The sequence below is a fragment of the uncultured Kushneria sp. genome, assembly GCF_947497025.1.
GTDB lineage: Bacteria > Pseudomonadota > Gammaproteobacteria > Pseudomonadales > Halomonadaceae > Kushneria.
Genome location: NZ_CANMFC010000006.1, coordinates 96671 through 120878 on the forward strand (window position 1 = coordinate 96671; position 24208 = coordinate 120878).

Annotated in this window: 22 protein-coding genes; 13 read left to right on the forward strand and 9 right to left on the reverse strand. The window is 63.3% G+C overall.

What is annotated here, in order from left to right; translation table 11 throughout:
• Positions 1 to 9 precede the first annotated feature (9 nt).
• Positions 10 to 603, forward strand: coding sequence for a TRAP transporter small permease (locus Q0931_RS12195; protein ID WP_299260654.1), 594 nt, complete (start codon positions 10 to 12; stop codon positions 601 to 603).
• On the forward strand, positions 600 to 1907 hold the full coding sequence (locus Q0931_RS12200; RefSeq protein ID WP_299260656.1) for a TRAP transporter large permease: 1308 nt from the start codon (positions 600 to 602) through the stop codon (positions 1905 to 1907). Before Q0931_RS12195 ends, Q0931_RS12200 begins: the two co-directional genes overlap by 4 nt.
• Before the next feature lie 136 nt (positions 1908 to 2043).
• Here Q0931_RS12200 and Q0931_RS12205 read toward each other — a convergent pair whose 3' ends face one another.
• Positions 2044 to 3504: an NCS1 family nucleobase:cation symporter-1 gene (locus tag Q0931_RS12205; RefSeq protein WP_299260658.1), complete on the reverse strand. Its 1461-nt coding sequence runs from the start codon at positions 3502 to 3504 to the stop codon at positions 2044 to 2046.
• A 444-nt stretch (positions 3505 to 3948) separates the two neighbouring features.
• Here Q0931_RS12205 and Q0931_RS12210 point away from each other — a divergent pair, with 444 nt between their 5' ends.
• From Q0931_RS12210 to puuE, 3 genes are read left to right on the forward strand one after another with little or no spacing between them, the layout of a single operon-like run.
• The gene (locus Q0931_RS12210) at positions 3949 to 4671 is read left to right on the forward strand and encodes a GntR family transcriptional regulator (RefSeq protein ID WP_299260660.1); all 723 of its coding nucleotides are present in this window, start codon (positions 3949 to 3951) and stop codon (positions 4669 to 4671) included.
• Positions 4668 to 5423, forward strand: a complete 756-nt coding sequence (locus tag Q0931_RS12215) for an aspartate/glutamate racemase family protein (protein WP_299260662.1) — start codon at positions 4668 to 4670, stop codon at positions 5421 to 5423. The genes Q0931_RS12210 and Q0931_RS12215 overlap by 4 nt, the downstream gene beginning before the upstream one ends.
• Positions 5420 to 6361: an allantoinase PuuE gene (gene puuE / locus Q0931_RS12220; RefSeq protein ID WP_299260664.1), complete on the forward strand. Its 942-nt coding sequence runs from the start codon at positions 5420 to 5422 to the stop codon at positions 6359 to 6361. Before Q0931_RS12215 ends, puuE begins: the two co-directional genes overlap by 4 nt.
• A gap of 34 nt (positions 6362 to 6395) precedes the next feature.
• On the opposite strand, the gene Q0931_RS12225 is transcribed toward puuE, so the two are convergent.
• The 5 genes from Q0931_RS12225 to Q0931_RS12245 form a co-directional block, all read right to left on the reverse strand.
• Positions 6396 to 7298 (reverse strand): AEC family transporter, encoded by a 903-nt coding sequence (locus Q0931_RS12225; protein WP_299260666.1) that lies wholly within the window; start codon positions 7296 to 7298, stop codon positions 6396 to 6398.
• Between the two features lie 90 nt (positions 7299 to 7388).
• The gene (locus tag Q0931_RS12230) at positions 7389 to 8573 is read right to left on the reverse strand and encodes an amidase (protein ID WP_299260668.1); all 1185 of its coding nucleotides are present in this window, start codon (positions 8571 to 8573) and stop codon (positions 7389 to 7391) included.
• Between the two features lie 230 nt (positions 8574 to 8803).
• A complete protein-coding gene (locus tag Q0931_RS12235) occupies positions 8804 to 9643 on the reverse strand; it encodes a MurR/RpiR family transcriptional regulator (protein WP_299260670.1) in 840 nt (279 codons plus the stop codon).
• A gap of 109 nt (positions 9644 to 9752) precedes the next feature.
• Positions 9753 to 10982, reverse strand: a complete 1230-nt coding sequence (locus Q0931_RS12240; protein WP_299260672.1) for an allantoate amidohydrolase — start codon at positions 10980 to 10982, stop codon at positions 9753 to 9755.
• Entirely contained in the window at positions 10975 to 12264 is a 1290-nt protein-coding gene (locus Q0931_RS12245; RefSeq protein WP_299260674.1) for an alanine--glyoxylate aminotransferase family protein, read from the reverse strand. Before Q0931_RS12245 ends, Q0931_RS12240 begins: the two co-directional genes overlap by 8 nt.
• A gap of 253 nt (positions 12265 to 12517) precedes the next feature.
• Here Q0931_RS12245 and Q0931_RS12250 point away from each other — a divergent pair, with 253 nt between their 5' ends.
• The 5 genes from Q0931_RS12250 to fnr all read left to right on the forward strand — a co-directional run bounded on the left by Q0931_RS12250 (position 12518) and on the right by fnr (position 18429).
• Positions 12518 to 13504, forward strand: coding sequence for a TAXI family TRAP transporter solute-binding subunit (locus Q0931_RS12250; protein WP_299260676.1), 987 nt, complete (start codon positions 12518 to 12520; stop codon positions 13502 to 13504).
• 136 nt (positions 13505 to 13640) lie between these two features.
• A complete protein-coding gene (locus tag Q0931_RS12255) occupies positions 13641 to 16247 on the forward strand; it encodes a TRAP transporter permease (RefSeq protein WP_299260678.1) in 2607 nt (868 codons plus the stop codon).
• 174 nt (positions 16248 to 16421) lie between these two features.
• Positions 16422 to 16850 (forward strand): carboxymuconolactone decarboxylase family protein, encoded by a 429-nt coding sequence (locus Q0931_RS12260; protein WP_299260681.1) that lies wholly within the window; start codon positions 16422 to 16424, stop codon positions 16848 to 16850.
• 337 nt (positions 16851 to 17187) lie between these two features.
• A complete protein-coding gene (locus Q0931_RS12265) occupies positions 17188 to 17496 on the forward strand; it encodes a hypothetical protein (RefSeq protein WP_299260683.1) in 309 nt (102 codons plus the stop codon).
• Between the two features lie 189 nt (positions 17497 to 17685).
• On the forward strand, positions 17686 to 18429 hold the full coding sequence (gene fnr / locus Q0931_RS12270; RefSeq protein ID WP_299260685.1) for a fumarate/nitrate reduction transcriptional regulator Fnr: 744 nt from the start codon (positions 17686 to 17688) through the stop codon (positions 18427 to 18429).
• 94 nt (positions 18430 to 18523) lie between these two features.
• On the opposite strand, the gene Q0931_RS12275 is transcribed toward fnr, so the two are convergent.
• Positions 18524 to 18925 (reverse strand): DUF488 domain-containing protein, encoded by a 402-nt coding sequence (locus Q0931_RS12275; RefSeq protein ID WP_299260687.1) that lies wholly within the window; start codon positions 18923 to 18925, stop codon positions 18524 to 18526.
• A gap of 189 nt (positions 18926 to 19114) precedes the next feature.
• Positions 19115 to 20008, reverse strand: a complete 894-nt coding sequence (locus Q0931_RS12280) for an alpha/beta hydrolase (RefSeq protein ID WP_299260689.1) — start codon at positions 20006 to 20008, stop codon at positions 19115 to 19117.
• Positions 20009 to 20194: 186 nt separating this feature from the next.
• On the opposite strand from Q0931_RS12280, the gene Q0931_RS12285 reads away from it, so the two are divergent.
• A complete protein-coding gene (locus Q0931_RS12285) occupies positions 20195 to 20929 on the forward strand; it encodes a ParA family protein (protein ID WP_299260691.1) in 735 nt (244 codons plus the stop codon).
• 67 nt (positions 20930 to 20996) lie between these two features.
• Here Q0931_RS12285 and Q0931_RS12290 read toward each other — a convergent pair whose 3' ends face one another.
• A complete protein-coding gene (locus tag Q0931_RS12290) occupies positions 20997 to 21656 on the reverse strand; it encodes a DUF2780 domain-containing protein (RefSeq protein ID WP_299260693.1) in 660 nt (219 codons plus the stop codon).
• 172 nt (positions 21657 to 21828) lie between these two features.
• Between Q0931_RS12290 and Q0931_RS12295 the strand changes: the two genes are divergently transcribed.
• Both Q0931_RS12295 and Q0931_RS12300 read left to right on the forward strand, forming a co-directional pair.
• The gene (locus tag Q0931_RS12295) at positions 21829 to 22773 is read left to right on the forward strand and encodes a LysR substrate-binding domain-containing protein (protein ID WP_299260695.1); all 945 of its coding nucleotides are present in this window, start codon (positions 21829 to 21831) and stop codon (positions 22771 to 22773) included.
• 124 nt (positions 22774 to 22897) lie between these two features.
• Positions 22898 to 24142 (forward strand): amidohydrolase family protein, encoded by a 1245-nt coding sequence (locus tag Q0931_RS12300; RefSeq protein ID WP_299260697.1) that lies wholly within the window; start codon positions 22898 to 22900, stop codon positions 24140 to 24142.
• Positions 24143 to 24208 lie beyond the last annotated feature (66 nt).

Sequence of the window (24208 nt, forward strand, 5' to 3'; positions counted from 1 at the left end):
AGCCGCGCCATGGGAATCATTACGGCCCTGGGCCGATTCAACCGCGCTCTGGAACGAGTGCTCAATGCCGTGCTGCTGATGCTGCTGGCCGCCTTTATTCTGCTGATCATCTATCAGATCGCCAGCCGTAACCTGCCCATGCTGCCGGCGGCCTACGCCACCGAGGAACTCAGCCGCTTTGCCTTTCAGTGGATGATCATGCTGGGCACGGCGCTGGGCGTGCTGCACGCCGATCACTTCGTGCTCGAGGCCTTTGCCCGCAGGAGCGCCATGGGGCGGATCACCCGGGTACTGCGGGATCTGGCCTGTCTGATCGTTGGCATCGTGTTCATTGTTTTCGGCCAGGCCTTTGCCCTGTCCGGCTTCAACCGCATCGCCAGCGCCTCGCAGCTCCCAATGGTGGTGACCTACTCGGCGTTTCTGGTCTGTGGTGTGTTGATCGTGCTGTTCAGCCTGCAGCGCCTGCTGCTGGGCGCCACCCAGGGGTTTGATGCCATGGAACGTAAGCTCGACACCCCCTCCGGGATCGAGGAGACGGCGCCGCCCACCACCGAAATCGACACCCTCGCCACGACCCCGCCCCAACAGGAGACCCGCTCATGATGACGGCCGACTGGCTTTTTCTGCTGCCGTGGCTCCTGTTTGCCCTGCTGGGCGTGCTGATCATCCTGGGCGTACCCATCGCGATGGCACTGGTGCTGACCTCGTTTGGCATCATCGCGCTCGACCCGCGCCTGGCGCCCTGGGTCATGTTTCAGCGCATGTACTACGGCATGGACTCGTTTGTGCTGCTGGCCGTACCGCTGTTTCTGCTGGCCGGCAATCTGATGAACGCCGCACGCATTACCGACCGCCTGATCACGCTGTGCCTCAACCTGGTCGGTCATGTGAAAGGGGCGCTGGCGCACGTCAACGTGCTGGTGAGCATGCTGTTTGCCGGCGTGTCGGGTTCATCGACTGCCGACAGCGCCGGCATCGGCACCGTGCTGATCCCGGCGATGAAAAAGGAAGGCTACCCGGCGCACTTCAGCGTCGCGGTCACCGCGGCCTCTTCGGTGATGGGCATCATCATTCCGCCGTCGATCAACATGATCGTCTGGGGCGCGCTGACCAGCACCTCGATTGCCGGGCTCTTTCTGGGCGGCATTATCCCGGGAATCATGATCGCCATCACGCAGCTTCTGATGAACATGGGCTACGTGCGCCGCTATGACGTCCCCACCCGCCAGCGCGCCACGCTCAAGGAGATCCTGCATTCCGGCAAGGATGGCCTGCTGGCCGCCGGCATTCCGGTGCTGATCATCGGCGGCATCACGCTCGGGATCGTCACGCCCACCGAGGCGGCGGTCATGGCGGTGCTTTATGCGCTGGTACTGGGCTTTCTGGTCTATCGCGAGCTGACCTTCAAAAGCGTGCTGGATGCCTCGACCGATACCGTCAGGCTCTGCTCGCTGTCGCTGTTCAGTCTGGTGGGGGCCGCCATCTTTGGTTATCTGATCAGCTTCTACCGCATTCCCCCGCAGCTGATGGCGGGTGTAGAGATCACCGACCCGACGGTGCTTTTGATCGTGATCACGCTGGTGATGCTGCTGGTCGGCACCTTCATGGACTCGCTGCCGGCGATGGCCATTCTGGCACCCATCTTTCAGCCGCTGGCTGCCCAGGCCGGAATCGATCCGCTGCAGTTCGGGGTGATCAGCGTCATGGCGCTGGGCCTTGGCCTGATCACGCCGCCCTACGGCCTGTGCCTGATGATCTCGGCACGCATCGGCGGCATTCCGCTGCTGCAGGCCCTCGGCACCACCATGCTCTATCTGCTGGTCATGCTGGGCGTGATTGTGCTGCTGATCTTCTTCCCCGACCTGATCCTCTATCTGCCGCAGACCTTCGGGCCGGACAGCGGCTGAGGTCATTACCGGACAAGGCCATTGCAACCGGGCGGCGAACGGCACCATCACGCCGTCCGCGCCTGAACGCGGCCCATAAAAAAAGGGGCATCGAGTGTCTGGCGACACCCGATGCCCCCGATCGATCAGACCAGGCTCAGGAGCGTGACGTGACCGCCCTGCCGGCCACGCTGCGACGCCACAGTCCGGACTGCCAGCCGTGGGCGAGTGCGGCCACGCCCCCGCCGAAGAACACGGCAAAGCTGCTGATATCACCCAGCGGCGCTAGACTGATCGGCACGCTGACCAGCCCGCCCATGATCAACGAGCGCAGGGCCACCGGATTGACGCCGCGATGATAGTGGTAGGTGCTGCCCGGCGCGGAAGAGAACAGCGCGTCGAGATCGATCTTCTGGCGGCGCACCCTGTAGAAATCCATCAGGATAATGCCATAGAGCGGCCCGATCAGGCCTGCCAGCACGCCCACCGTGTAATGAATCAGCTCGGGGTTGTTGAACAGATTCCACGGCGTGAGAAAGATCGACCCCACCGCGGCGATCATGCCGCCCATACGCCAGCTGATCTTCTCGGGCGCCACGTGGGAGAAGTCAAAGGCCGGCGCCACGAAGTTGGCCACGATGTTGATGCCGATGGTGGCGGCCACAAACGCAAACACGCCCAGCACGGCCGCCGTGGCGCTGTCGATGCGGGCCACGGTCTCGATCGGGTCGGTCAGCATTTCACCAAAGATCTGCGGCGTGCCGGAGACCACCACCACGGTGATGATGGAAAACACCAGGAAGTTGACCGGCAGCCCCCAGAAGTTGCCGCGACGCACGGCCTTCTCGGTGGAGCAGTAGCGCGAGAAGTCACCAAAATTGAGCGTGGGGCCGGCAAAATACCCGGCGACCAGTACGGCAGCGACCACCATCTGCCACAGCGCTTCACCGCCGGTCAGGGTCTGGCTCGACAGTGACAGGCTGATGTTGTCGGGGCCGGCCTGCCAGACAATCCAGCCGGCCAGGGCAAACATGACGGCATAGACCAGCGGCCCGGCCCAGTCGTTGAAGCGCCGAATGGTATCCATGCCGCGCCAGAAGACCAGCGCCTGGAGCACCCACATCAGCGCAAAGCACAGCCAGCCCAGCGCTGAAAGGCCCACGAAGCTCACCTGCGTCCAGGACTCAACACCCGGGAACCAGCGCAACAGCACCAGCAGCAGCGCGTTGGAGGCAAGCCAGGTCTGGATGCCGTACCACACCACCGCGATCAGCCCCCGAATAACCGCCGGCACGTTGGCACCCCTTGTGCCAAACGCCATGCGACAGATGACCGGAAAGGGCACGCCCGTACGCTGGCTGGGTCGCGCCATGGCATTGGCAAAACACTGCACGATGAGAATGCCCACCAGCAGCGAAATCAGTACCTGCCACCCCATCAGCCCGAGACCGAACAGACTGGCGGCCAGCACGTAGCCCCCCACGCTGTGAATGTCGGCCATCCAGAAGGCGAAAATGTTGTAGGCACGCCAGTTCTGCCGGGCCGGCGCCAGGTCTTCATTATAAAGGTGCGAATCGGGCGTGGCGGGCTGCGGCCCCCGGGTCCTGGTGCTGTTCATGAGCGACTCCATGAAGGATCATTGCGCTGCCGCTGGCAGCCCTGCGATGGGCGAATGGCCGACATCGTCTGTCACTTCATTTGTATACAATCTCTGTGCCAGATTGAGACCAGCGACAATAAAAAATCGCCTTGGGGTCACAAGCCGCTGTTATGGCGTCGGTTTTTAACCGCGACCGTTTTGCCTGTCGATCAGCAGGGGTGTTACGACAGTGGACACTCACCACGAACGGCCACTCGTATGCACCACAGACGTGCTGCGACATGTTCCTTTCGCACCCAAACAGGGAATTTTTGTATACGCAGGGCGTTTTATGCCGATCGCTGTTCATGTCTCAACGTACGAAAACCGCCTTGTCAAAGACCTTTATGTGCCGTGGCATGAAAAATGCTTGTATACAATCTCAGGGCCGCTATCCGACCGGAACCGCATGACAGGAGCTTCATGAACGATACTCGTCAGTTTCATCTGCTGGCCGGCCTTGCCACCGGTCACGACGCGCGCAGCGATGACGCGATCTATCAGGCGCTGTGGGAAGCCATCGTGGAGCATCGACTTTCCCCGGGTGCCCGACTGCCGGAAGATGCGCTGGCCGGCGCCTTCGGGGTGAGTCGCACCATGATCCGCCGCGTGCTGCAGCGCCTGGCACTGGAACAGCTGGTCACGCTTCGCACCCATCGTGGCGCCCAGATCACCAGCCCGACGCCTGCCGAGGCGCGCGATGTCTTCCGGGCACGGCGGCTTCTCGAAGGTGCCCTGCTGACCGAGGTCGTGGCGCACGTCACACCGGAAGATCTGCAGGCACTGACACGGATTGCCGATCAGGAGCGCCACGCACCGCGCGATCAGGCCATTCGTCTGTCGGCGCGCTTTCACACGCACCTGATGGCGATGGCCGGCAACGCCTCGCTGTCGGAGGCCCTCTCGCAGCTGATCTCGCGCACATCGCTGATCATTGCCGTTTATGGGCGCGGCCGGGCCGGCTGCCCCTGTGAGCATCCGGCCCTGATCCCCCTGCTGGAGCGCCGGGATCTCGACGCCCTCCAGACATGGATGCACCAGCACCTGACGGGGATCGAGGCGAGCCTTGATTTCACCGCCAGCGGCGATGCCCTGCCCGATTTCGAACACCTTTTTGGCCACCACCGCGAGCAAAACGCGTCATGACTTCTCACCCCCCGACCATCTGCGTCATCAATCCCAACACCAGTACCGCCATGAGCGAGGGCATCGCCACCAGCGCGCGCCGCGTCTCGCGTGGTGAGATTCTCATGCACACTTCGCGCCACGGCCCGACCAGTCTCGAGGGCCACTTTGACGAGGCCATGGCCGTGCCCGGCCTTCTGGAGCGCCTCATCGAGACTGAAAACGGTGACATCCGCGTCGATGGCTATCTGATCGCCTGCTTCGGTGACCCGGGGCTGGCGGCAGCCCGCGAAGTGGCCTCGGTGCCGGTGATGGGCGTGGCCGAGGCCGGCATGCAGATGGCCGCCATGGTGGCGCGCCGCTTCTCGGTGGTCACCACGCTGGCACGCACCCTGCCGATTGCCGAGCGGCTGCTGCACGAGTACGGCAAGCGCGAGCAGTGCGCCGGCCTGCACGCCTGCGAGCTGCCGGTCGCGGCGTTCGAGTCCGAGGATGACAGCGTCTATGAGGCCCTGCTCGCCGCCTGCCGTGAAGCGCTTGAGAATGATGACAGCGACGCCATCCTGCTGGGCTGCGCCGGCATGAGCGAACTGGCCGAGCGACTGGGCAAAACGCTGGGTGTACCGGTCATTGACGGGGTGACCGCAGGCGTGGCGCTGCTGGAGGCGGTCAGCGCCACCGGCTACCCGGTCTCGAAGCACAACGACCGCGCCTTCCCGATCGCCAGGCCCATTCGAGGCGCCTTTGAACACCTGAGCCGGAGCACGTCATGAGTCACGACCTTTACCTGAACCACTACCCACGCGACCTGCGCGGCTACGGCGCCACGCCCCCGGACCCGCAATGGCCGGGGCGCGCCCGCGTGGCGGTGCAGTTCGTGCTCAACTACGAAGAGGGTGGCGAGAACAGCGTGCTGCACGGCGATGCCCACAGCGAGACGTTTCTCTCCGACATCATCGGCGCGGCGCCCTACCCCGACCGCCACATGAGTCTGGAGTCGCTCTATGAGTACGGCTCACGGGCCGGCGTCTGGCGCGTGCTGCGCGAATTCGAACGTCGCGGCCTGCCGCTGACCGTCTTTGGCGTCACCATGGCGATGGCGCGCCACCCGGAGGTGGTCAGCGCCTTCAGGGAGGCCGGCCACGAGATCGCCTGCCACGGTCTGCGCTGGATTCACTATCAGGACATGAGTCTTGAGCAGGAGCGCACCATGATGGCGCAGGCGATTGACCTGCATCGCGAACTGACCGGCGAGCTGCCGCTGGGCTGGTATACCGGGCGTGACAGCCCCAATACCCGCACGCTGGTCGGCGAACACGAGCACTTCCTGTACGACTCGGATTACTATGGGGATGACCTGCCCTTCTGGACGCAGATCGATAATACCGAGGGCGAGCCGCGTGACCATCTCATCGTGCCCTACACGCTGGACACCAACGACATGCGCTTCGCCTCACCGGGCGGGTTCAACTACGGTGATCCGTTTTTCAACTACCTGCGCGACGCCTTTGACGTGCTCTATGAGGAGGGCGCCGAGGCGCCGAAGATGCTCTCGATCGGCCTGCACTGCCGCCTGATCGGCCGGCCGGGTCGCTTTCGCGCCCTGCAGCGCTTTCTCGATCACCTCGAGGCCCATGACCGGGTGTGGGTCACCCGCCGGGTGGACATCGCCCGCCACTGGCACGAGCATCACGCGCCGACCGGGCGCTGAACCCTGCCCTTCGGCCCGCCGTACCTGCGGCGGGCTAGCCCATCGCCAGCATCCACAGCGGCAGCGTGCCCGCGGCCAAAAGCGTCGAGAGGAAGATGCTCGCGCCGACGGTGTGCTGTTCCTCACCCGGTTTGGCAAAGGCCAGTACGTTCACCCCGATCGGGCCGGCGGCCGCCAGCACCAGCACATGCAGCGCCAGCGGCGAGAGCCCCGGCATGGCACTGCCCAGGGCCAGCACCATCAGCGGAAAGAGCGCCAGCTTGCCGACACAGATTGCCCAGATGGTCGGCGAGGTGCGAAGCCGGTAGCGGGTCAGGCCGACACCCACCACGATCAGCGCACACGGCAGGCCTGCACGCGCCAGCCAGTCCAGCATCTGCCACAGCGGCGTTGCCAGCGGAATACCGGAGACATTGATCACTACCCCCAATAACAGCCCCACCACCAGCGGATTGGCCAGCGTTTTCAGAAGGCTCAGCACGTTGGGTCGCTGTTCGCGCCCCTGCCCGAGAGCGGCATACAGCGACTGGGTCGAAAAGAGAATCAGGCTGTGCACCGCCAGTAGCGCAAGGAGATAGACCAGCCCCTCGTGACCGAACAGCGCCGTCACCAGCGGAATGCCGATCAGGACATTATTGGAGTAGCTGGCGGCCAGCCCGATGGCAGAGGCCTGCCCCGTGCGTCGGCGAATATAGAGATTGAAGACGGTAAACAGCAGCAGCGCCGGGATGAAATAGACCACCAGCAGCAGCGGTGAGAGGGCGTCTCCCAGCGGGGCACGGGCGATGCCGGTCAACAGGAGACAGGGCAGAAAGAGCTTGAAGGTGACCCAGGAGAGCCCACCGGCGCTGGACGGCGTCAGCCACTGCCGCCAGCCCAGCACATAGCCGACCACAATCAGCGTGAAGATGGGCAGAATCGCGAGTATGGCAGCCATGGGTGCTCCTGGTGATCATGTTCCCATGGCGTCGTGGTGGCTCCATGCGCCCGGGCAGAAGCGCATCATAACGGCCGGGCGGCATCGTGCCTATGCGCGATACGCTCGGGCCCGCGTCACCAGGTGCCGGTCCTGACCGGGCGCGCCCAGCAGTGACAGCCCCCAGGGCGCATGGCCACCGCCGTCGCGGTCATCATGCAGCAGCGGCATGGAGAGCTGCGGGGCGCCCCAGAGCCCGGCCAGTGCCGTCATGCCCATCAGGTGTTCGCGGTAGGTTTCAAGACGACGGCCGGTCAGGCTCAAAAGCGGCGAGGCCCCCGGCGCCGTGGGCATTGCCAGCAGCTGCGCGCCGTCATCGCTGAAGGTGCGCAGCGCATTGATGATCTCTTCCCGCGCCCGGCGGGCAGTCTGCTCATCCAGCTCGGTCAGGGTGGCGCACCACTGAAAGCGAGCCTCGATATCCGGGGCCAAACGGGGCTGTTCACGTGTGATCCATTCTCCATGGACTCGCCAGATATCGCGCCCCTGCAGCACGCGAAAGGTACGGCCCAGATGCGCCAGCCACTGATCGGACAGCGACTGGATCAGCAGGTCCTGCCGCGCGCCGAGCGCCTGGCGAAAGCGTGACGCCTCGCCGGCCAGCGCCTCGGGCACCAGCAGCGTCATCACGCTGCCGGGAGCATCAACCCGGGCCGTTGGCAGCAGCACCTCGGCCACACTGGACAGCGTGTCATGGTCGCGACACAGCCAGCCCACCGTATCAAAGCAGGGGGCCAGCGGGACGAGTCCGTCGCTGCTGATCATCCCGTGCGTGGGACGCAGTCCCCACAGGCCGTTATAGCTGGCCGGAATGCGAATCGATCCGCCGGTGTCGGTGCCCAGTCCGATCTCGGCCTCGCCGCGCGCCACGGCGATCGCCGAGCCGGAGCTTGAGCCGCCCGGCAGCCGATCGGGTGCCCTTGGATTAACCGGCGTGCCGTAGTGCACGTTGGCGCCGTTGAGACTGTAGGCAAATTCGTCGGTCTGGGTCTTGCCGGCAAGCGGGGCGCCAGCGTCCAGCAGTGCCTGAACGCTCGGCGCGGTATGGCGAGCCGGACGCTGAGCGGCAGCCCAGTCGGGATTGCCCGCCCCGGTGATCTCGCCCTGGATATCAAAAAGGTCCTTCACTGCCAGACGCTGGCCGGCCAACGGGCCATGTGTCATGCCGGTGGTGCCTTGCTCGGGGCGGCCCCTGACCCAGACACTGCGATCCACACGCTCGATGACGTCACTCATGTGCACTCCTTCGCCCGGCCGGTTGAGTTATTCATGAGGACGACGTTGCAACCTTCGTGCCAGATCGGCACGGACCCGCCTGCCACGCCCGTCAGCGCCTCATGGCGGCCCTCGGCTCGCTCTGCACGCTGGCAAACTGCACTCCTCGGGTGCGCCTGGCGAGCTGGGCGCACTCGTTGAACGCAAAAAGGTGGCCCGTGGGCCGCCTCTGGTCGAGCTCAAACATCCAATCAGGCCAGTTCATCCAGCCCGGCATAGGCGTCACTGATGGCATCGATGCGTGAGCGCCCCTCACCCAGCCGCTTGTGCAGCAGCGCGTTGGCCAGCAGGTTGATCAGGCTCATCACCGAGGTGTAGCTGTCAAAGGCGGAGACGCTGTCCAGCGGGCACTCCAGCTGCCAGGTGGGCGAGACCCCGGTCGCCGCCAGGGTCGGGTCACCGATCAAAAGCGTGTCCAGACCGCTGCCCTTGAGCTGCTCGAGCAGGCTTGAGAAGCCGTGCGCCCGGCGCCGAAAGCCCATGACAATCGCCAGCGTGCCCGGCTGCACGCCGACCAGCTCCTCGCCCAGCGACTGGCCGGGCAGCGGCGCCAGCCGAACGCCAGGGCGCACCTGCATCAGCTGCTGGCGCAGGTGCAGGGCCGGCGGATAGCCGTTGCGATAGCCGATTACCAGCACTTCCGGCGCACTGTCGAGCGCCTCGATCAGCGTATCGAAGGTCTCGGCGTCGATGGCAGCCAGCATCTGATGGAGATTGTCACGCTCGCGCTCGAAATGGCGCTGAAAGCGCTCCAGCCCGCTGCCCAGCGCTTTCGAATCGGTGACCAGCGGCACGCCGTGATAGCGCAGCTCGCGGGCGTGCTGGCGCACTTCGCTGAAGCTTGCAAACCCGAGACGTCGAAAGAGCCGGCTGACCGTGGCCTTGGAGACCCCGGAGAGTCTGGCCAGCTCGGCACCGCTGTAGACGGCGATATCCTCGAAGTGATCGAGGATAAACCCCGCCACCTTCTGCTCGTTGGGCGTGAGCTGATCAAACTGCTGTCGCAGTCGCTGCCCCAGATGCTGATCCATGGCGTTCTCGAAAAGGGTATTCCCGAAGGGAGTATTTCGAAGTCACGACCCGGGCAGCACACCGCCCGGGTCGCTGTCGATGAGGAACCTGTCAGTGATGAAAAAATTGTCAGGCCACCAGCGCTGATACAGCGGCATTCATGGCGTTGAGGGCGTCATCCACATCGCGCGATTGCACCGACTCGTCCGGGTGGTGGCTGATGCCGCGGTCACAGCGCACGAACAGCATGCCGATGTCGCAGATGTCGGCCATCGCCATGCCGTCGTGCCCGGCACCGCTGGCCAGCCGCAGGACCGGGCCGTTGTCGGTGCCAATGGTGGTGCCGATGGCCTCCGTCAGCGCCTCGATGAGTCGCGGCGAGCAGGCCACGGCCGGCGCCGAATGGGTCTCCTGCCAGTACCAGGCAAGCCCGCGCGCCTCGCCCACGCGTTCGCAGGTCTCGCGAATGGCCTCCAGCGTGCGGTCACGATCCTCATCGCGCTCGGCGCGAATGTCGAGCGTCATGCGCACCTCACCGGGGATCACATTGACCGCTCCGGGATAGGTCTCCAGCGAGCCGACCGTGGCGACGATACCTGCCGCGCGTGCCAGGGTCTCGATGGCCACGATCGCCTCGGCGGCACCGCTCAGCGCATCGCGACGCAGCACCAGCGGCGTGGTGCCGGCGTGGCCGGCCTCGCCCCTGATCGTGATGGCAAAGCGTCGGGCGCCGGCAATGGCCGTGACCACGCCCAGCGAGCGGCGCTCGGCCTCCAGCACCGGCCCCTGCTCGATATGCGCTTCCAGATAGCCGGCCACGGACTCGGGTGCTCTTGCGGCCTCACCGACCCGCGCCGGGTCGAGGCCGAAATCGACAAACGCCTGACGAAGCGTCACGCCATCACGCCCGGTGATGTCCCACCAGGCCGGGTCCCAGCTGCCCGCCACGGCGCGGCTGCCCAACAGCGCCGTACCAAAACGGATGCCCTCTTCATCGGCAAAGGCCACGACCTCGACCGACCGGGTCGGACGCTGGGCGGCGGCATTCAAACGCGCCACCACGCCAATCGCCAGCAGCACCCCCATCGGGCCGTCAAAGCGTCCGGCGTTGATCACGCTGTCGGAGTGAGAGCCCAGCACCAGCGCCGGCAGCGACGGATCACTGCCTTCCAGACGACCCCACTGATTGCCGGCGGCGTCCTGCCAGGTCTGCATGCCGGCGTCCTGCATCCACTGCGCCAGCTGCGCGTGGGCGCGAGCATGTTCCGGCGTCAGGTAGCAGCGCGTGAGCTGCCCGTCATCGGCCGAAATGGCCGCCAGCCGGTCGCAGGCCGCAACGATTGATTCACCGTTATACATGGGCACTCCCCGGGCCGAACCGTGAGTGCTGCTGCGGGCCTTGTGGTGGGTTTTGTTGTGGATGTTCCTGATAGTACTCGCGCGCCGCGCCGGCACCGCTGCCGGCCGTGATGCTGACCCCGGCCTGACGCAGCACCTCCTCGAGCGCCGCCAGAGTGGTCATGACGGTATCGCGGCGGGCGTTGTAGCCCATGGTGCCGATACGCCAGATACGCCCGTGCAGCGGCCCGAAGGAGGTGCCGATCTCGATGGCGTAGTCTTCCAGCAGCGTGCGACGCAGGACTTCACCCTCGACGCCGTCGGGGATGTAGATACCGACCACGTTGTTCATGCGGTGGCGCTGATCGCCAAAGAGCTCAAGTCCCATTGCCGACAGTCCGCTGGTTAACGCACCGCCGTGCAGGGCGTGACGGGCCACGGCCTGGTCCATGCCCTCATTGACCAGCAGACGGGCACATTCACGCGCGCCGTAGAGCATGCTGGTGGCTTCGGTGTGGTGGTTGAGGCGCGATTCCCCCCAGTAATCGAGAATCATCGACAGGTCAAAATAGTTCGAGCGAATACGCACGCCGCGCCCGGCGTCATGACCGTCGCCGACCAGACCGGCCTCAATGTGGGCGCGACCGCGGATGCACTCGACGGCGCGCGGCGACAGCGTGGTCGGCGCGCTGCCGGAGGGGCCGGCCAGGCACTTCTGCAGCCCGGCGGTGACGGCATCGAGCTGCCAGGCGTCGGTCTCCAGCACGTTGCCGGCCAGTGAGGCAGTGGCGTCGGTATAAAAGAGCACGTCGTGGGCGCGGCAGAGGCTGCCGATCTCTTCGAGCGGCTGGCACATGGTGGTGGAGGTATCGCCCTGCACCATGGCGAGCACCTTCGGGCGTACGTCGCGAAGGGCCGCCTCGACCTGCTCGGGCGTGAAGACCTCGCCCCACTCGACCTCGATGATGTGCACCTCGCCACCGGCACGCTCGGCGATTTCGCGCAGCAGATGGCCAAAGCGGCCGAACACCGGCACCAGTACCCGGTCACCCGGCTCGATCAGCGACACCAGTACGGCCTCGATACCGGCACGCGAGGTGCCATCCACCAGCAATGTGGCGTCATTTTTAGTGCGAAAGACCTCGCGATAGAGCGCCTGGGTGTCATTCATGCAGGCGGTCATGGCCGGGTCATACTGGCCGATCAGCGGCGCGGACATGGCGCGTAGCACGCGCGGGTCGGCATTGATCGGCCCCGGCCCCATCAAAAGGCGCGTCGGAGGATTGAAGGACTCGAAGGACATGGCGGGCAACCTCGTTACAATCGTTTCACTTTCATGCTATAGGAAACCATGATTGCAAAGCGACCCTCTGGAGCGTTGATTTTTATCATGACAGCAAGAACCGAACTCCCGAAAAGCCGCCATCCATCCTTTAACGAAACTTAAGCTAGTAAGATGGTCGTTTTGCAGTCCAGCCGATGCAGCAGTAACGTAGCGTCACCTGACCGGCAACACCGGTCACGAGGCATAACAAGTCATAAAAAGGAAACCTTAAATGATCAAACGCCAGACCCTTACTGCGATGCTGTCGGCGACCGTCATGACCCTGGGGGCACTTGCACTGTCCGCAACCAGCGTTCAGGCCGGTGAACAGAAGTTCATGACCATCGGCACCGGCGGTCAGACCGGTGTCTACTACGTGGTCGGCCAGTCCGTCTGTCGCTTCGTCAATCAGGGTGACAGCGGCTATCGCTGCAACGCCCCCTCGACCGGTGCCTCGGTGGCCAACGTCAACGGCATCGAGAACGGCGATCTGGACATGGGTGTGGCCCAGTCCGATGTGCAGTACAACGCCTATCACGGTGAAGGCCAGTTCGAAGGCAAGGCCCATGAGGACCTGCGTTCGGTCTTTGCCATGCATGGTGAGCCGCTCACCCTGGTGGCACGTGCCGACTCCGGCATCAAAACGCTGGATGATCTCAAGGGCAAGCGGGTCAATATCGGCAACCCCGGCTCGGGCAACCGCGCCACCATGGAAGTCGTCATGGCGGCCAAGGGCTGGACCACAAAGGATTTCTCGCTGGTCTCGGAACTGGATAGCGCCGAACAGGCCTCGGCACTGGCCGACAACAACATCGATGCCATGGTCTTTGTCGCCGGCCATCCCAACGGTTCCATCCAGGAAGCGACCACGACCGTGGACGCTCGCATTATTCCGCTCGACGGCGAAGTGATCCAGAAGCTGGTGGAAGAGCACCCCTACTACAGCTTCTATGAAATTCCCGGCGGCATGTACAAGGGCAACCCGGATAACGTGAAGACCTTCGGTGTTGGTGCCACGATTGTCAGCTCTGAGAAGGTCGACGACGATCTGGTCTATGCCGCGGTCAAGTCCGTGTTCGACAACTTCGATCGCTTCAAGAAACTTCACCCCGCCTTTGCCACGCTTGACCCGAAAACCATGGTCAATCAGGGCCTGTCAGCGCCGCTGCATGAAGGCGCCAAACGCTACTATCAGGAAAAGGGCTGGCTCAGCGAGTAAGCCTGCCTGATCCGGGCCAGCATGATCACGGCCCGGACGTCATCTTTGACGACGCAACGCCTCCAGCCGGGGGCGTTGTGTCATTTCCGATCCGGGCATCCGTCCCGGAAAGGTCCTGCCGCCAAAGGATGCGGACATGAACACGACCCCCTCTTCAACCGAGCGCCCGGAAGTGGATGCCAGGGAACTGGCCGCCGTGGCAGACACCGGTGGGCGCAAGTTGCAGGGTGCCACCGGACGCCTGCTGCTGATTGTGGCCTTTGCCTGGTCACTGTTTCAGCTCTGGATTACCTCACCGTTGCCCTATTCGCTGGGCTTTGGTGTTTTCAGTGCCACCGAGGCACGCTCGATTCACCTGGGCTTTGCCCTCTTTATCGCCTTCCTTTCCTGGCCGGCGCTCAAGCGCTCGCCGAAAGATCGCGTACCGGCCACGGACTGGATCATGGCGGCGGTAGCCGCCTTCTGCGCGCTCTATATCTATCTGTTCTATGCCCAGCTTTCCAACCGCCCCGGCAATCCGATTACCCAGGATGTCATTGTGGGGGTCATGGGGCTGATCCTGCTGCTGGAAGGTACCCGCCGGGCGCTGGGGCCGCCGCTGATGATCGTGGCGCTGGTCTTTCTGGGTTATTCGCTGGCCGGGCCGTACATGCCGGGCATGCTGGCCCATCGCGGCGTCAGCTTTGAGGCGCTGATCAACCATCAGTGGCTGACCACCCAGGGCGTATTCGGTATCGCACTGGGCGTCTCCACCAGCTTCGTCTTTTTGTTCGTGCTCTTTGGCGCCCTGCTCGACAAGGCCGGTGCCGGTAATTATTTCATCAAGGTAGCCTTCTCGATGCTGGGCCACTATCGGGGCGGGCCGGCCAAGGCGGCCGTCGTGGCCTCGGGGCTGACCGGCCTGATCTCGGGCTCCTCGATTGCCAATACGGTCACCACCGGCACCTTCACCATCCCGATGATGAAGCGGGTCGGGTTTTCCCCGACCAAGGCCGGCGCCGTGGAAGTCGCCTCCTCGGTCAACGGTCAGATCATGCCGCCGGTCATGGGGGCAGCCGCCTTTTTGATGGTCGAATATGTCGGCATTCCCTATGTCGAGGTCATCAAGCACGCCTTCCTGCCGGCGATGATTTCCTATATCGCGCTGTTCTATATCGTGCATCTCGAAGCCATGAAGGCCGGCATGCAGGGGCTCAAGAGTGCCAATCCACCCAAGCCGTGGCTGTTCAAGCTGCTGGGCTTTGCGACCGGCCTGGTCGGTCTGATGGCGCTCAGTGCCGCGGTCTATTACGGGCTGGGCTGGCTCAAGCCGGTGCTGGGCGAGTCCACCCCCTGGGTGGTCTCGATCGCACTGGTGGTGATCTACGTCGGGCTTTTGAAGCTGGGCGCGCGCTATCCGGAGCTTGAGCATGATACCCCTGATACCGACATTACGACCCTGCCTCAGACCCGCCCCACCGTCATGGTCGGGCTGCACTATCTGCTGCCGGTAGTGGTGCTGGTCTGGTGCCTGATGGTCGAGCGGCTTTCACCGGGACTTTCGGCCTTCTGGGCGACCGTGTTGATGATGGTCATCATGGTGACGCAGCGCCCGCTGAGCGCGCTCTTTCGCGGCCGACTTATCCTGGGCGAGAACCTGCGCGAGGGCGTTCATGATCTCTGGAACGGTCTGATCGACGGCGCGCGCAACATGGTCGGCATCGGTATTGCCACCGCCACGGCCGGCATCATTGTCGGCGCCGTCTCACAGACCGGCGTGGGCCTGGTGCTGGCCGATCTGGTCGAGCATCTCTCCATGGGCAGCCTCTTCTTGATGCTCCTGCTCACCGCCGTATTGAGTCTGATTCTGGGCATGGGGCTGCCGACCACGGCCAACTACATCGTGGTCTCGGCGCTGCTGGCACCCGTCATCGTGCAGCTCGGTCAGCAACAGGGGCTGATCGTGCCGCTGATCGCGGTGCACCTGTTCGTGTTCTATTTCGGCATCATGGCCGATGTCACCCCGCCGGTGGGGCTGGCCTCCTTTGCGGCAGCGGCCATTTCGGGCGCCGATCCGATACGCACCGGATTTCAGGCCTTCTGGTACAGTCTGCGCACGGCCGCCCTGCCGTTTCTGTTTATCTTCAATACCGATCTTTTGCTCATCAATGTTGATCTCTGGCACGGCATCGTGATCTTCGTGGTGGCGACCGTGGCGATGCTGGTCTTTGCCGCCGCCACCCAGGGCTGGTTTATCGTGCGCAACCGCTGGCATGAGACCATTTTGCTACTGCTGGTCGCCTTTACCCTTTTCCGTCCCGGCTTCTGGCAGGACATGATCGTGCCGCCCTTTGAGGAGATGCCGCCGGCGCAGTTTGCAAAGGCTTACGGCGAACTGGAAACCGGTCAGACGCTGCGAGTGGCGGTCGAGGGGCTCGACGACTACGGTGCCCCCATGCGTCTTGTGATCGAGGTGCCGGTTGTCGAGGGCGACAGCGGCCAGGCGCGGCTGGACAATCTGGGCTTGTCGCTTCGTCAGGACGGTGATACCACGCTGGTGGACATGGTCGGCTGGGGCAGTCAGGCCAGTGAGCTGGGGCTGGACATGGATCAGACCATTGTCAGCGTCGAGCTGCCTCGCGAGCGTTTTGCCAAGGAGTGGCTGTGGATTCCGGCCCTTTTAATACTGGCATTGATTGTCTACTTTCAGCGCAGGCGCCGATCAAATCACACTGAATCGCGTACGGCTCAGGCCACTTCCTGAAGCACTGCGCCGCCCGATATGGCATCGGGCGGCGCAGGAAAACCGGCACCAGGGCAGGTTGCCAATCGAGAAAAAGTTTAAACCCCGCTCAACTTTGTAAATACCGGCTGTGGATTAAATTTTGTCGAAAGCGTTAAATAGGACCAGATTCATACCATTTTGAGGTGCACACTCATGACCAGTGAACGACCCAGGCGAATCGATGCCACCGATATCTACCACACCACGCGTGCGGTACGACATTGCAGCCTCGACCCTTCCATTCGCTGTCTGGCAGAGCTTCGTACCTCGCAGATCAATGGCGGCTGCGACAACTGCGAAAATCTGAGGGTCAGCGAAGCCGAAGCGCTGGGCATTGATGCCGAAAAGCTGCGCGAGCTGGCACGCTGGGCCGACTCTGACCGCTTTACCGCCCGCGAACGCGCAGCGCTTGCCTGGTGTGAATCCTTTACCCATTTTCGCCCGGTCGATGCCAGCACCCGCATGATGGCGATCAACACCTTCTCGCCGCGTGAACTGGCGGATCTGACCCTGGCCATCGAATTGACCAGCACCATGTCGCGTGTGGCACGCCACATGGACAGCGACGTACGTGTCGGCTGATTCACTCTGCCCGGCATGATCGTCCGGTCTGATTTGATCCAGATCAGACCCTGAACACGACGATGCTTGTGGCATGGCAGAATCACTGCCTGCCACAAGCGTCTTCCATGTTGTCATCTGCTCTCCGACCCGCCCATTCTGATGTGCTTTGCTCGCCGGCCCCTGAGCTTTTAAAGCGCCATGATGACAACGGTCCCCGCTATACGTTCTATCCACCAGCCACTGCCCTCACCGATCACTTCGGTCCGGCACAGTTAACTCAGGTACTCGCGCGCAGCAACGCGACCGCCCGGGTGCTGTCGCTTTATGTATATATCCCCCCTTGTCGACGGCGACCGTGTGGTCGAGCAGCCTCACCGGGGTGTCGGCCATCAGCCAGAGCGATGATGCCCATGCTCAAAACGTCGCACAGCTGGCCACCTGTCGCAGCGTACGTTTGAGCGGGGATGACCGACTGCGCCACCATGCGATTCATTGCCTGGTGTGTGACATGCGACTGGATTTTGATGCCATCGAAGCCGACTTTGGCATCAGGGTGTCATACTGTTTCGCCAACGTGCCTGAAAGACCTGCCGCCTTTCGACGAGACGGCCTCATCGAATATGATAAGCACTCGCTTATAGTGACCCCATGGGGCGACTGGTGATCCGCCAGCTGACCATGGCCCTTGATACGCATCTTTCGGCCGAACATCGTCAACCGTTTCCACGGCCTCTTTAGAAGACCGGAAGCGCTCGACGGAGCGAACAGCCAGTGTCGAGTCCCGGGCGTCGGGTATGGTTCGTCACGACAGCGCCCGGCACATCACTCACATGCACAGGAACCTGCCAGGCCAATGAACACCGCTCATCTTCACCAGCCTCGCTGTCAGACCTGCTCGTTGAGCTCCCTGTGCCTGCCGCTTTCCCTGTCTCTTGACGATGTTGAGCAGTTCGACACGATCGTGCGCCGGCGCTCCCCGCTGATGCGCGGCGAGACGCTCTATATGCAGGGCGAGACGTTTGAAAACGTCTACGCCGTGCGCAGCGGCAGCCTCAAGCAGACCATTATCGAGGCCGACGGCGAGGAGCAGATCACCAGTTTCTATCTGCCCGGCGAACTGGTGGGTCTGGACAGCATCGACAGCGCTGTCCATCCGGGCTTTCTGACCGCGCTGGAGCGCACCACGGTCTGTGAAATTCCCTTCAAGCGACTGGAAAGTCTCTCCGAGCAGCTGCCGGAGCTTCGCCATCAGCTCTATCGCTGCATGAGCCGAGAAATCGTCGATGATCGTCGCCTGATGCGGCTTCTCTCCAGCAAGACGGCCGATGAACGTCTGGCGAGCTTCTTTCGCAACCTTTCGGTGCGCCTTGATCGCTGCGGCCACAGCGCCGAGCGCTTTCGCCTGCCGATGTCACGCAGTGATATCGGCACCTATCTGGGGCTGGCGATCGAAACCATCAGCCGCGTGCTGGGCCGGTTCCAGCAGCAGGGGCTGCTCAATATTCAGGGCCGCCACGTGGAGATTCTGGACATGGCAGCACTGAGAGAGCGTGCCGGCATCATCGCGCCCTGCTGCGGCCAGCAACAGCGCACCTGAGGCCACTTCTGTTCTTTCTGCCCACCAAAGATGCAGATGATAAAAAAACGCCCCGATCGAGGCGGGGCGTTTTGCTGTTCCTGTAGCGCTCGACTCAATGCGTCTCGGCCACCGATGCAGGCTCACTGACCACGCCCTCGCCACGCAGTGCCTCGAGAATGACCTCGCGGAGGATGGGCAGATGTGAGCTTTCCAGATCACGTACGGCGCTGACCAGCGTCAGCCGGCGCTGACGCGCCTGGGCCAGCAGCGGCTCGAGGTCGCCGGGATTGAGTTCCAGACGATAGCGACGCTCAAAGGTCGTGCGATCGATTCGCCCGCTTTCCCAGGCATGCCGCAGCCGACGGGACGGCGCCACGGCGCGATACCACTGCTCGACCGACAGCTCTTCTTCGCGCTTGCCACGCGGCCATACCTGATCCACCAGCCAGCGTGCCCCGTCCTGCTGGGCCGAGTGCTGATAAACGCGCTTGAGGCGGACATCGCCAATAAGCATATTACCCCCTGAAATCATGTTCCCAGAGCTGAAAGCCCTTCTTCTTTTGAGGTGTCAGCCTGCCAAGAATACACCGGGTGCCAGGTCGTTTCACTCGATAAGGACGGCTCGGCACAGTCAGCACTGACCACGATTTCTCATGCCCCACCACCGGGCGTGTGACACCCCGGCCCCGGTCGCCTCCAGGGCTCAGTCGTCCTGCAATGGGGTATCCAGCCACGCCAGAATGGCCCCGGCCACCTCATCCGGGAACTCTTCGTGTACCGCCAGTCGCCCATGGGCGAGCGACACGGTATCCACCCGGGGCAGCGCCCCCATGGCGCGCATCTCGGCACGGGAGCGCGGTGGCATCTTCTCGCTCATGATCAAAAGCGTCCGGGCACTGGCGCCCTTGAGCGCCGCCACGCACGCCTCGCGGCGATTGAAGGGGTCTACCCCACCGGTCACAAAGCGAATCGAGCCGTGACGGGCACCCGGTGTACGGGCCACCCGGCGCTTGGCAGCAAGACGCTCGCCCGAGAGCCAGTCCGGCGCTTCATAAACGTGTTCGCCGGCCATACGGCGCAGAAACCAGTTGCTGACATTGAGGCGATAGATCCCCGCGCCGATGACCGGGCGATCAAACCAGGTGCGCAGATGGCCGAACCAGGGCCTGTGCTCGCCGGCCATGGTCGGCAGCGGCCCACGCCAGGTGGGGGCGATCAGCACCAGCCGGTCGGCCGCGTCGGGATGTTCTTCCAGATGCCGGATGACCATGCCCGCCCCGTGGCCGGCGGCAACGATCATCTCGGGCAGAAAGACGACCTCATCGAGCAGGTGATCGATAAAGGCCGTCAGCATGCTCGGCTCGGCCTCCATGAAAGGGCGCGGGCGGTCGCCAAATCCCGGCCAGTCCACCGAGATCGTGGTAAAGCGCTCGGCCAGCAAGGCCTGCAGGGCGTCCATTTCGTGACGCGTCGAGATGCTCGACAGCGCCGGCAGCATCAGCACTTCAGGACCCTGCCCGCGCCGGGTCACGCCGACCTCGATGGGCATGCCACCCCACATCCAGTGAAGCGTTTCTTCTGTCACATCGTTGTCCATGTGTCTCTCTTTACCCCTGTTGCCTGAACGCTTTCCGTCACGAATGCCCCATCATGACACAGGATCATCGTCGCCGATGCCGACACGCGTGATCTCACAGCTGTCATCAAAGCGTCATCACGCCGACACAAACTAAGGTGCCATGATCCATGATCCAATCTGTAAGCCATCAACAGGAACGCTGATATGCAGATGCTGGCGCTTTACAGTATCAAGGGAGGGGTGGGCAAGACTGCGTCGGCCATCAACCTGGCGGCGCAGGCAAGCCTTTCAGGGCTTCGGGTGCTGATCTGGGATCTGGACCCGCAGGCTGCCACCACCTTTTATCTGCGCAACAAGCCCAGAATTCGCGGTGGCGGCGTGGAGAAGCTGGTCAAGGGCAAGGCCACACTTGAGAAGACCATTCGCGACACCGACATGGCAAATCTGGATCTGCTGCCGGCCGGCCTTGAATCCCGCGAGATGGATCTTCTGCTGGAAGGTCGCAAGGCGAGCCGCCTGCGCAGGGTGCTCAAACCGGTCAGCGATGACTATGATCTGGTTATTCTGGACTGCCCGCCCGGTCTGACCACCCTCTCACAGCAGGTCTTTTCCAGTGTCGATGCCCTGCTGGTCCCGGTCGTCCCAACGATACTGTCGATGAGAACCCTGACCCAGCTACAGCAGTATCTGGATGGGGAACACATCGCCACTCCGCTGTGGCCCTTTCTGACCCTGGTGGACCGCCGCCGCAGGCTACATCAGGAGAACACGACCCACTTTCGGGAGCAGTGGCCCACTCACCTGTCCGCCAATATCCCCTATGCCAGCGTGGTCGAGCAGATGGGCAGCCATCAGGCACCGCTGACGCAGTTTGCCCCGCGCACCGCTGCGGCCGTGGCTTATCGCAATCTGTGGGAGGAGGTAGCAGGACGGCTGTAGTCGACCGCGTCAGAGACAGGGCAGCAGGCCGGCAACCGTTACCGACCTGCTGCCAGAAACCGTCATTCTAGCGACCGGTCGCGCCCCAGATGCTGCCCAGCGAGCTCAGGAGACTGCCTGATACGCCCTGACCACCGAGATAGCTAAGCATGACCGGGGCAAACTGACTGACCATGCCGGCATCCATGCCCAGCATGCTGAAGGCACTCGAGGTCAGTGACGAGGTACCGCCCCCCTGGCCATTGCCGCCCATACCGGAAAGCTTCGACAGCATCGACTGGCTGCCGGACAGCGCCTGGGCGCTGGAGAGCAGCCCATCGACGCCCGGCGCCTGATTGGAAAGCTGGTTGAACTGATCGCTGCCCAGCTGGCTTTTGGCCGCTGCCAGCAGCGCCGCCGACCCGCCAATGGCCTGGGTCTTGCTGACCCCCAGCTGGCCGGTCAGCTGCTCAATGAGCTGTGAGGCCTGCCCCAGGTTGCTGTCAGTGGTGCCTACGGCCGCTGCCTGCTGCTGGCGTGGCGCGTTGTCGAGATTCAGAAAATTCCCCACCTGTGACGAGAGCCCCTGCCGGTTCTGCTGCGCCGCAGGCTGCGTCTGCTGGCCCTGCGTGGCCTGGTTGTTCATCGACTCCATGGCCTGATTGACATCCCCCAGATTGAAGGCCAGCGCCGAGGTCGACACTCCCACCATGCCCACACTTGCCAGTACCGCGATTGTCTTTTTCAACACTGCTCTCCTGCATGTGACGCGTGATCGCTGACGCGCCCGAAAATGATCGTCTCGATATCCTTGGACAGATACGTGACACCGAGGTTCGGCCAACCCTGGCACAGCCATCACACTTTTGCTGCAGATAACGTACGCTCGCATGTTCTTCCTCCTGCCAGGAGCTATCCCCATGCGCATGTCTCCCCTGCCACCGCTGAATGCCCTGGTGGCCTTCGAGGCGGCGGTCCGGCACATGAGCTTTACCCGCGCGGCCAGCGAGCTGCATCTTTCCCAGAGCGCCATCAGTCGTCAGATTGTGCATCTTGAGCAGTTTCTGGGCCGGGCACTGTTTGTGCGAAAGCCACGCCAGCTGATCCTGACGCGGGCCGGTGAAAGCTACGCCCGACACGTGCGCGAGATGCTCGATGAGTGCGTTCACGCCACTTCCGAGGTGATGAAAAGCGCCGGCGAAAACGAGCTGACGCTGGCCTGTACGGCCGGCGTGGCCCAGTTCTGGATGGTGCCCCGGTTAAGCCGCTTTCGCCGCGACCATCCGCAGATCAAGCTGCGCCTGATCGTGCGCGACGTGATCTCCACGCTCTCCTCCTTTGAGTTCGATATCGGGCTTTACTACCTCAAGTCCGGCGCCGTGGAAGGCTTTGAAACGCTTTCCCTGATGCCGGAAAGCGTGTTTCCGGTCTGCTCGCCGGACTATCTTGCAGAGTGCCGTACCCGCCATGGGCTGGGTGACAACGAAGACCTGACACCAGCCATGCTGGCCTGCGAAACCCTTTTGATGCTCGAGGATGCCCAGAGCCTCTGGATCGCCTGGCCCCAGTGGTTTCGCTACCACGGCCTCGAGCCTCGCCTCACCCAGACCATTGTCTTCAACCACTACCCGGCGCTGGTCGAGATGGCCGTGCTGGGCCAGGGCATGGTGCTGGGCTGGCAGCACATCATTGACGGGCAGATCGCGCAGGGCCGCCTGGCACGGGCCACCCACCTCTCGGCAAGCCACGGCGGCGGCTATTACCTGCTGACTCCGCAGGAGCGACGGGAAAACCGCGCCACCCGCCTTTTCAAGCAGTGGCTGGCAGAAGAAATTCCGCGACCGGCGGATGCACCCCATGCATGACCCCATGCGTTTTTTGCGCTTTTCACCCGGTGCCTGCGCTGTTTAGCCTCGAACCATCCTGCCTTCGTCGTCAGGACATCATTGCTTCGATGATCGCGAATTCAATAATCACAAGAGAGTCATCATGTCAGACACCACCACTTTTTTGCTGCATAACGCCCGTCTGGTGGACGGTACGTCTCCCACCCCGCGGGAGAACATCAGTGTGCTGATCGAAAACGATCGCATTACACAGGTTTCCGATACGCCCCTTGAGGCGCCCGGCGCCACCCGTCTGGACCTGGGGGGGCGCACGTTGATGCCCGGGCTGATCGACTGCCATGTTCATGTGATCGCCACCACGGCGGATCTGGGCGCCAACGCCCTGCTCCCGGATTCGCTGATTACCGCGCGCGCCACGCCCATCATGCGTGACATGCTGATGCGCGGCTTCACAACCGTGCGCGATGTGGGCGGCGCCGATCGCGGCCTGCAGCAGGCGGTGGCCGAAGGCTATTTTGTCGGTCCGGAACTGATGATCTGTGGCAAGGCGCTCTCCCAGACCGGTGGGCATACCGACTATCGCGGCTTTTATGACGAGCGCGATGACCAGTACCAGACCCGGCGACTGGGTTCGATGGGGCGTATCTGTGACGGTGTGGATGCGGTACGCCGCGCCACACGCGAGGAGATCAAGTCAGGCGCCCAGTTCATCAAGGTGATGGCCAACGGAGGTGTCTCTTCTCCCAGCGATCCGATCGATTTCCTGAGCTATTCGGTGAATGAGCTGGAAGCAATCGTGGAAGAGGCCACCAATGCCCAGACCTATGTCAGCGCCCATCTCTATACCGATCAGGCCATCCGGCGTGCGGTGCTGGCCGGCGTACGCTCGCTGGAACACTGCAACCTGATTACCCATGAGACCGCGCAGCTGGCGGCCGAAAAGGGGGCCATGGCGTGCCCCACACTGGTCACCTACGAAATGCTCAAGAAGGAAGGCGCGCAGTATGGGCTCAAGCCGGACTCGGTCGCCAAGATCGATGACGTGCGCCTGGCGGGCCTTGAGAGCCTGAAGATCATGCGCGAAGCAGGCCTGACCATGGCCTATGGCAGCGACCTGCTGGGTGAGATGCATCGTCACCAGTCCGAGGAGTTCGTGATTCGTGCCCGCGTGCTGCCTGCCCATGAGGTCATTCGCAGCGCCACGCTGAACGCCGCCCGCCTGCTTCAGCGCGAAGGGGAGATCGGCTGCATCGCCCCCGGCGCACGTGCCGACCTGATCGTGGTCGACGGCAACCCGCTGGAGGACATGAGCCTGCTGACCGGCCAGGGCGCGCACATGCCCCTGATCATGCAGGGTGGACGCCTGATCAAGCACCAGCTTCACTGATCTAAAGACCTGCTCGGCAGCCAGTGCTGCCGAGCAGAAGTGGCGTTCTGGCGCCAGCCACGACAT

Coding starts and splice junctions, on each gene's coding strand:
- Q0931_RS12195 (WP_299260654.1), top strand. CDS start 10: ATGGGAATCATTACGGCCCTGGGCCGATTCAACCGCGCTCTGGAACGA.
- Q0931_RS12200 (WP_299260656.1), top strand. CDS start 600: ATGATGACGGCCGACTGGCTTTTTCTGCTGCCGTGGCTCCTGTTTGCC.
- Q0931_RS12205 (WP_299260658.1), bottom strand. CDS start 3,504: ATGAACAGCACCAGGACCCGGGGGCCGCAGCCCGCCACGCCCGATTCG.
- Q0931_RS12210 (WP_299260660.1), top strand. CDS start 3,949: ATGAACGATACTCGTCAGTTTCATCTGCTGGCCGGCCTTGCCACCGGT.
- Q0931_RS12215 (WP_299260662.1), top strand. CDS start 4,668: ATGACTTCTCACCCCCCGACCATCTGCGTCATCAATCCCAACACCAGT.
- puuE (WP_299260664.1), top strand. CDS start 5,420: ATGAGTCACGACCTTTACCTGAACCACTACCCACGCGACCTGCGCGGC.
- Q0931_RS12225 (WP_299260666.1), bottom strand. CDS start 7,298: ATGGCTGCCATACTCGCGATTCTGCCCATCTTCACGCTGATTGTGGTC.
- Q0931_RS12230 (WP_299260668.1), bottom strand. CDS start 8,573: ATGAGTGACGTCATCGAGCGTGTGGATCGCAGTGTCTGGGTCAGGGGC.
- Q0931_RS12235 (WP_299260670.1), bottom strand. CDS start 9,643: ATGGATCAGCATCTGGGGCAGCGACTGCGACAGCAGTTTGATCAGCTC.
- Q0931_RS12240 (WP_299260672.1), bottom strand. CDS start 10,982: ATGTATAACGGTGAATCAATCGTTGCGGCCTGCGACCGGCTGGCGGCC.
- Q0931_RS12245 (WP_299260674.1), bottom strand. CDS start 12,264: ATGTCCTTCGAGTCCTTCAATCCTCCGACGCGCCTTTTGATGGGGCCG.
- Q0931_RS12250 (WP_299260676.1), top strand. CDS start 12,518: ATGATCAAACGCCAGACCCTTACTGCGATGCTGTCGGCGACCGTCATG.
- Q0931_RS12255 (WP_299260678.1), top strand. CDS start 13,641: ATGAACACGACCCCCTCTTCAACCGAGCGCCCGGAAGTGGATGCCAGG.
- Q0931_RS12260 (WP_299260681.1), top strand. CDS start 16,422: ATGACCAGTGAACGACCCAGGCGAATCGATGCCACCGATATCTACCAC.
- fnr (WP_299260685.1), top strand. CDS start 17,686: ATGAACACCGCTCATCTTCACCAGCCTCGCTGTCAGACCTGCTCGTTG.
- Q0931_RS12275 (WP_299260687.1), bottom strand. CDS start 18,925: ATGCTTATTGGCGATGTCCGCCTCAAGCGCGTTTATCAGCACTCGGCC.
- Q0931_RS12280 (WP_299260689.1), bottom strand. CDS start 20,008: ATGGACAACGATGTGACAGAAGAAACGCTTCACTGGATGTGGGGTGGC.
- Q0931_RS12285 (WP_299260691.1), top strand. CDS start 20,195: ATGCAGATGCTGGCGCTTTACAGTATCAAGGGAGGGGTGGGCAAGACT.
- Q0931_RS12295 (WP_299260695.1), top strand. CDS start 21,829: ATGCGCATGTCTCCCCTGCCACCGCTGAATGCCCTGGTGGCCTTCGAG.
- Q0931_RS12300 (WP_299260697.1), top strand. CDS start 22,898: ATGTCAGACACCACCACTTTTTTGCTGCATAACGCCCGTCTGGTGGAC.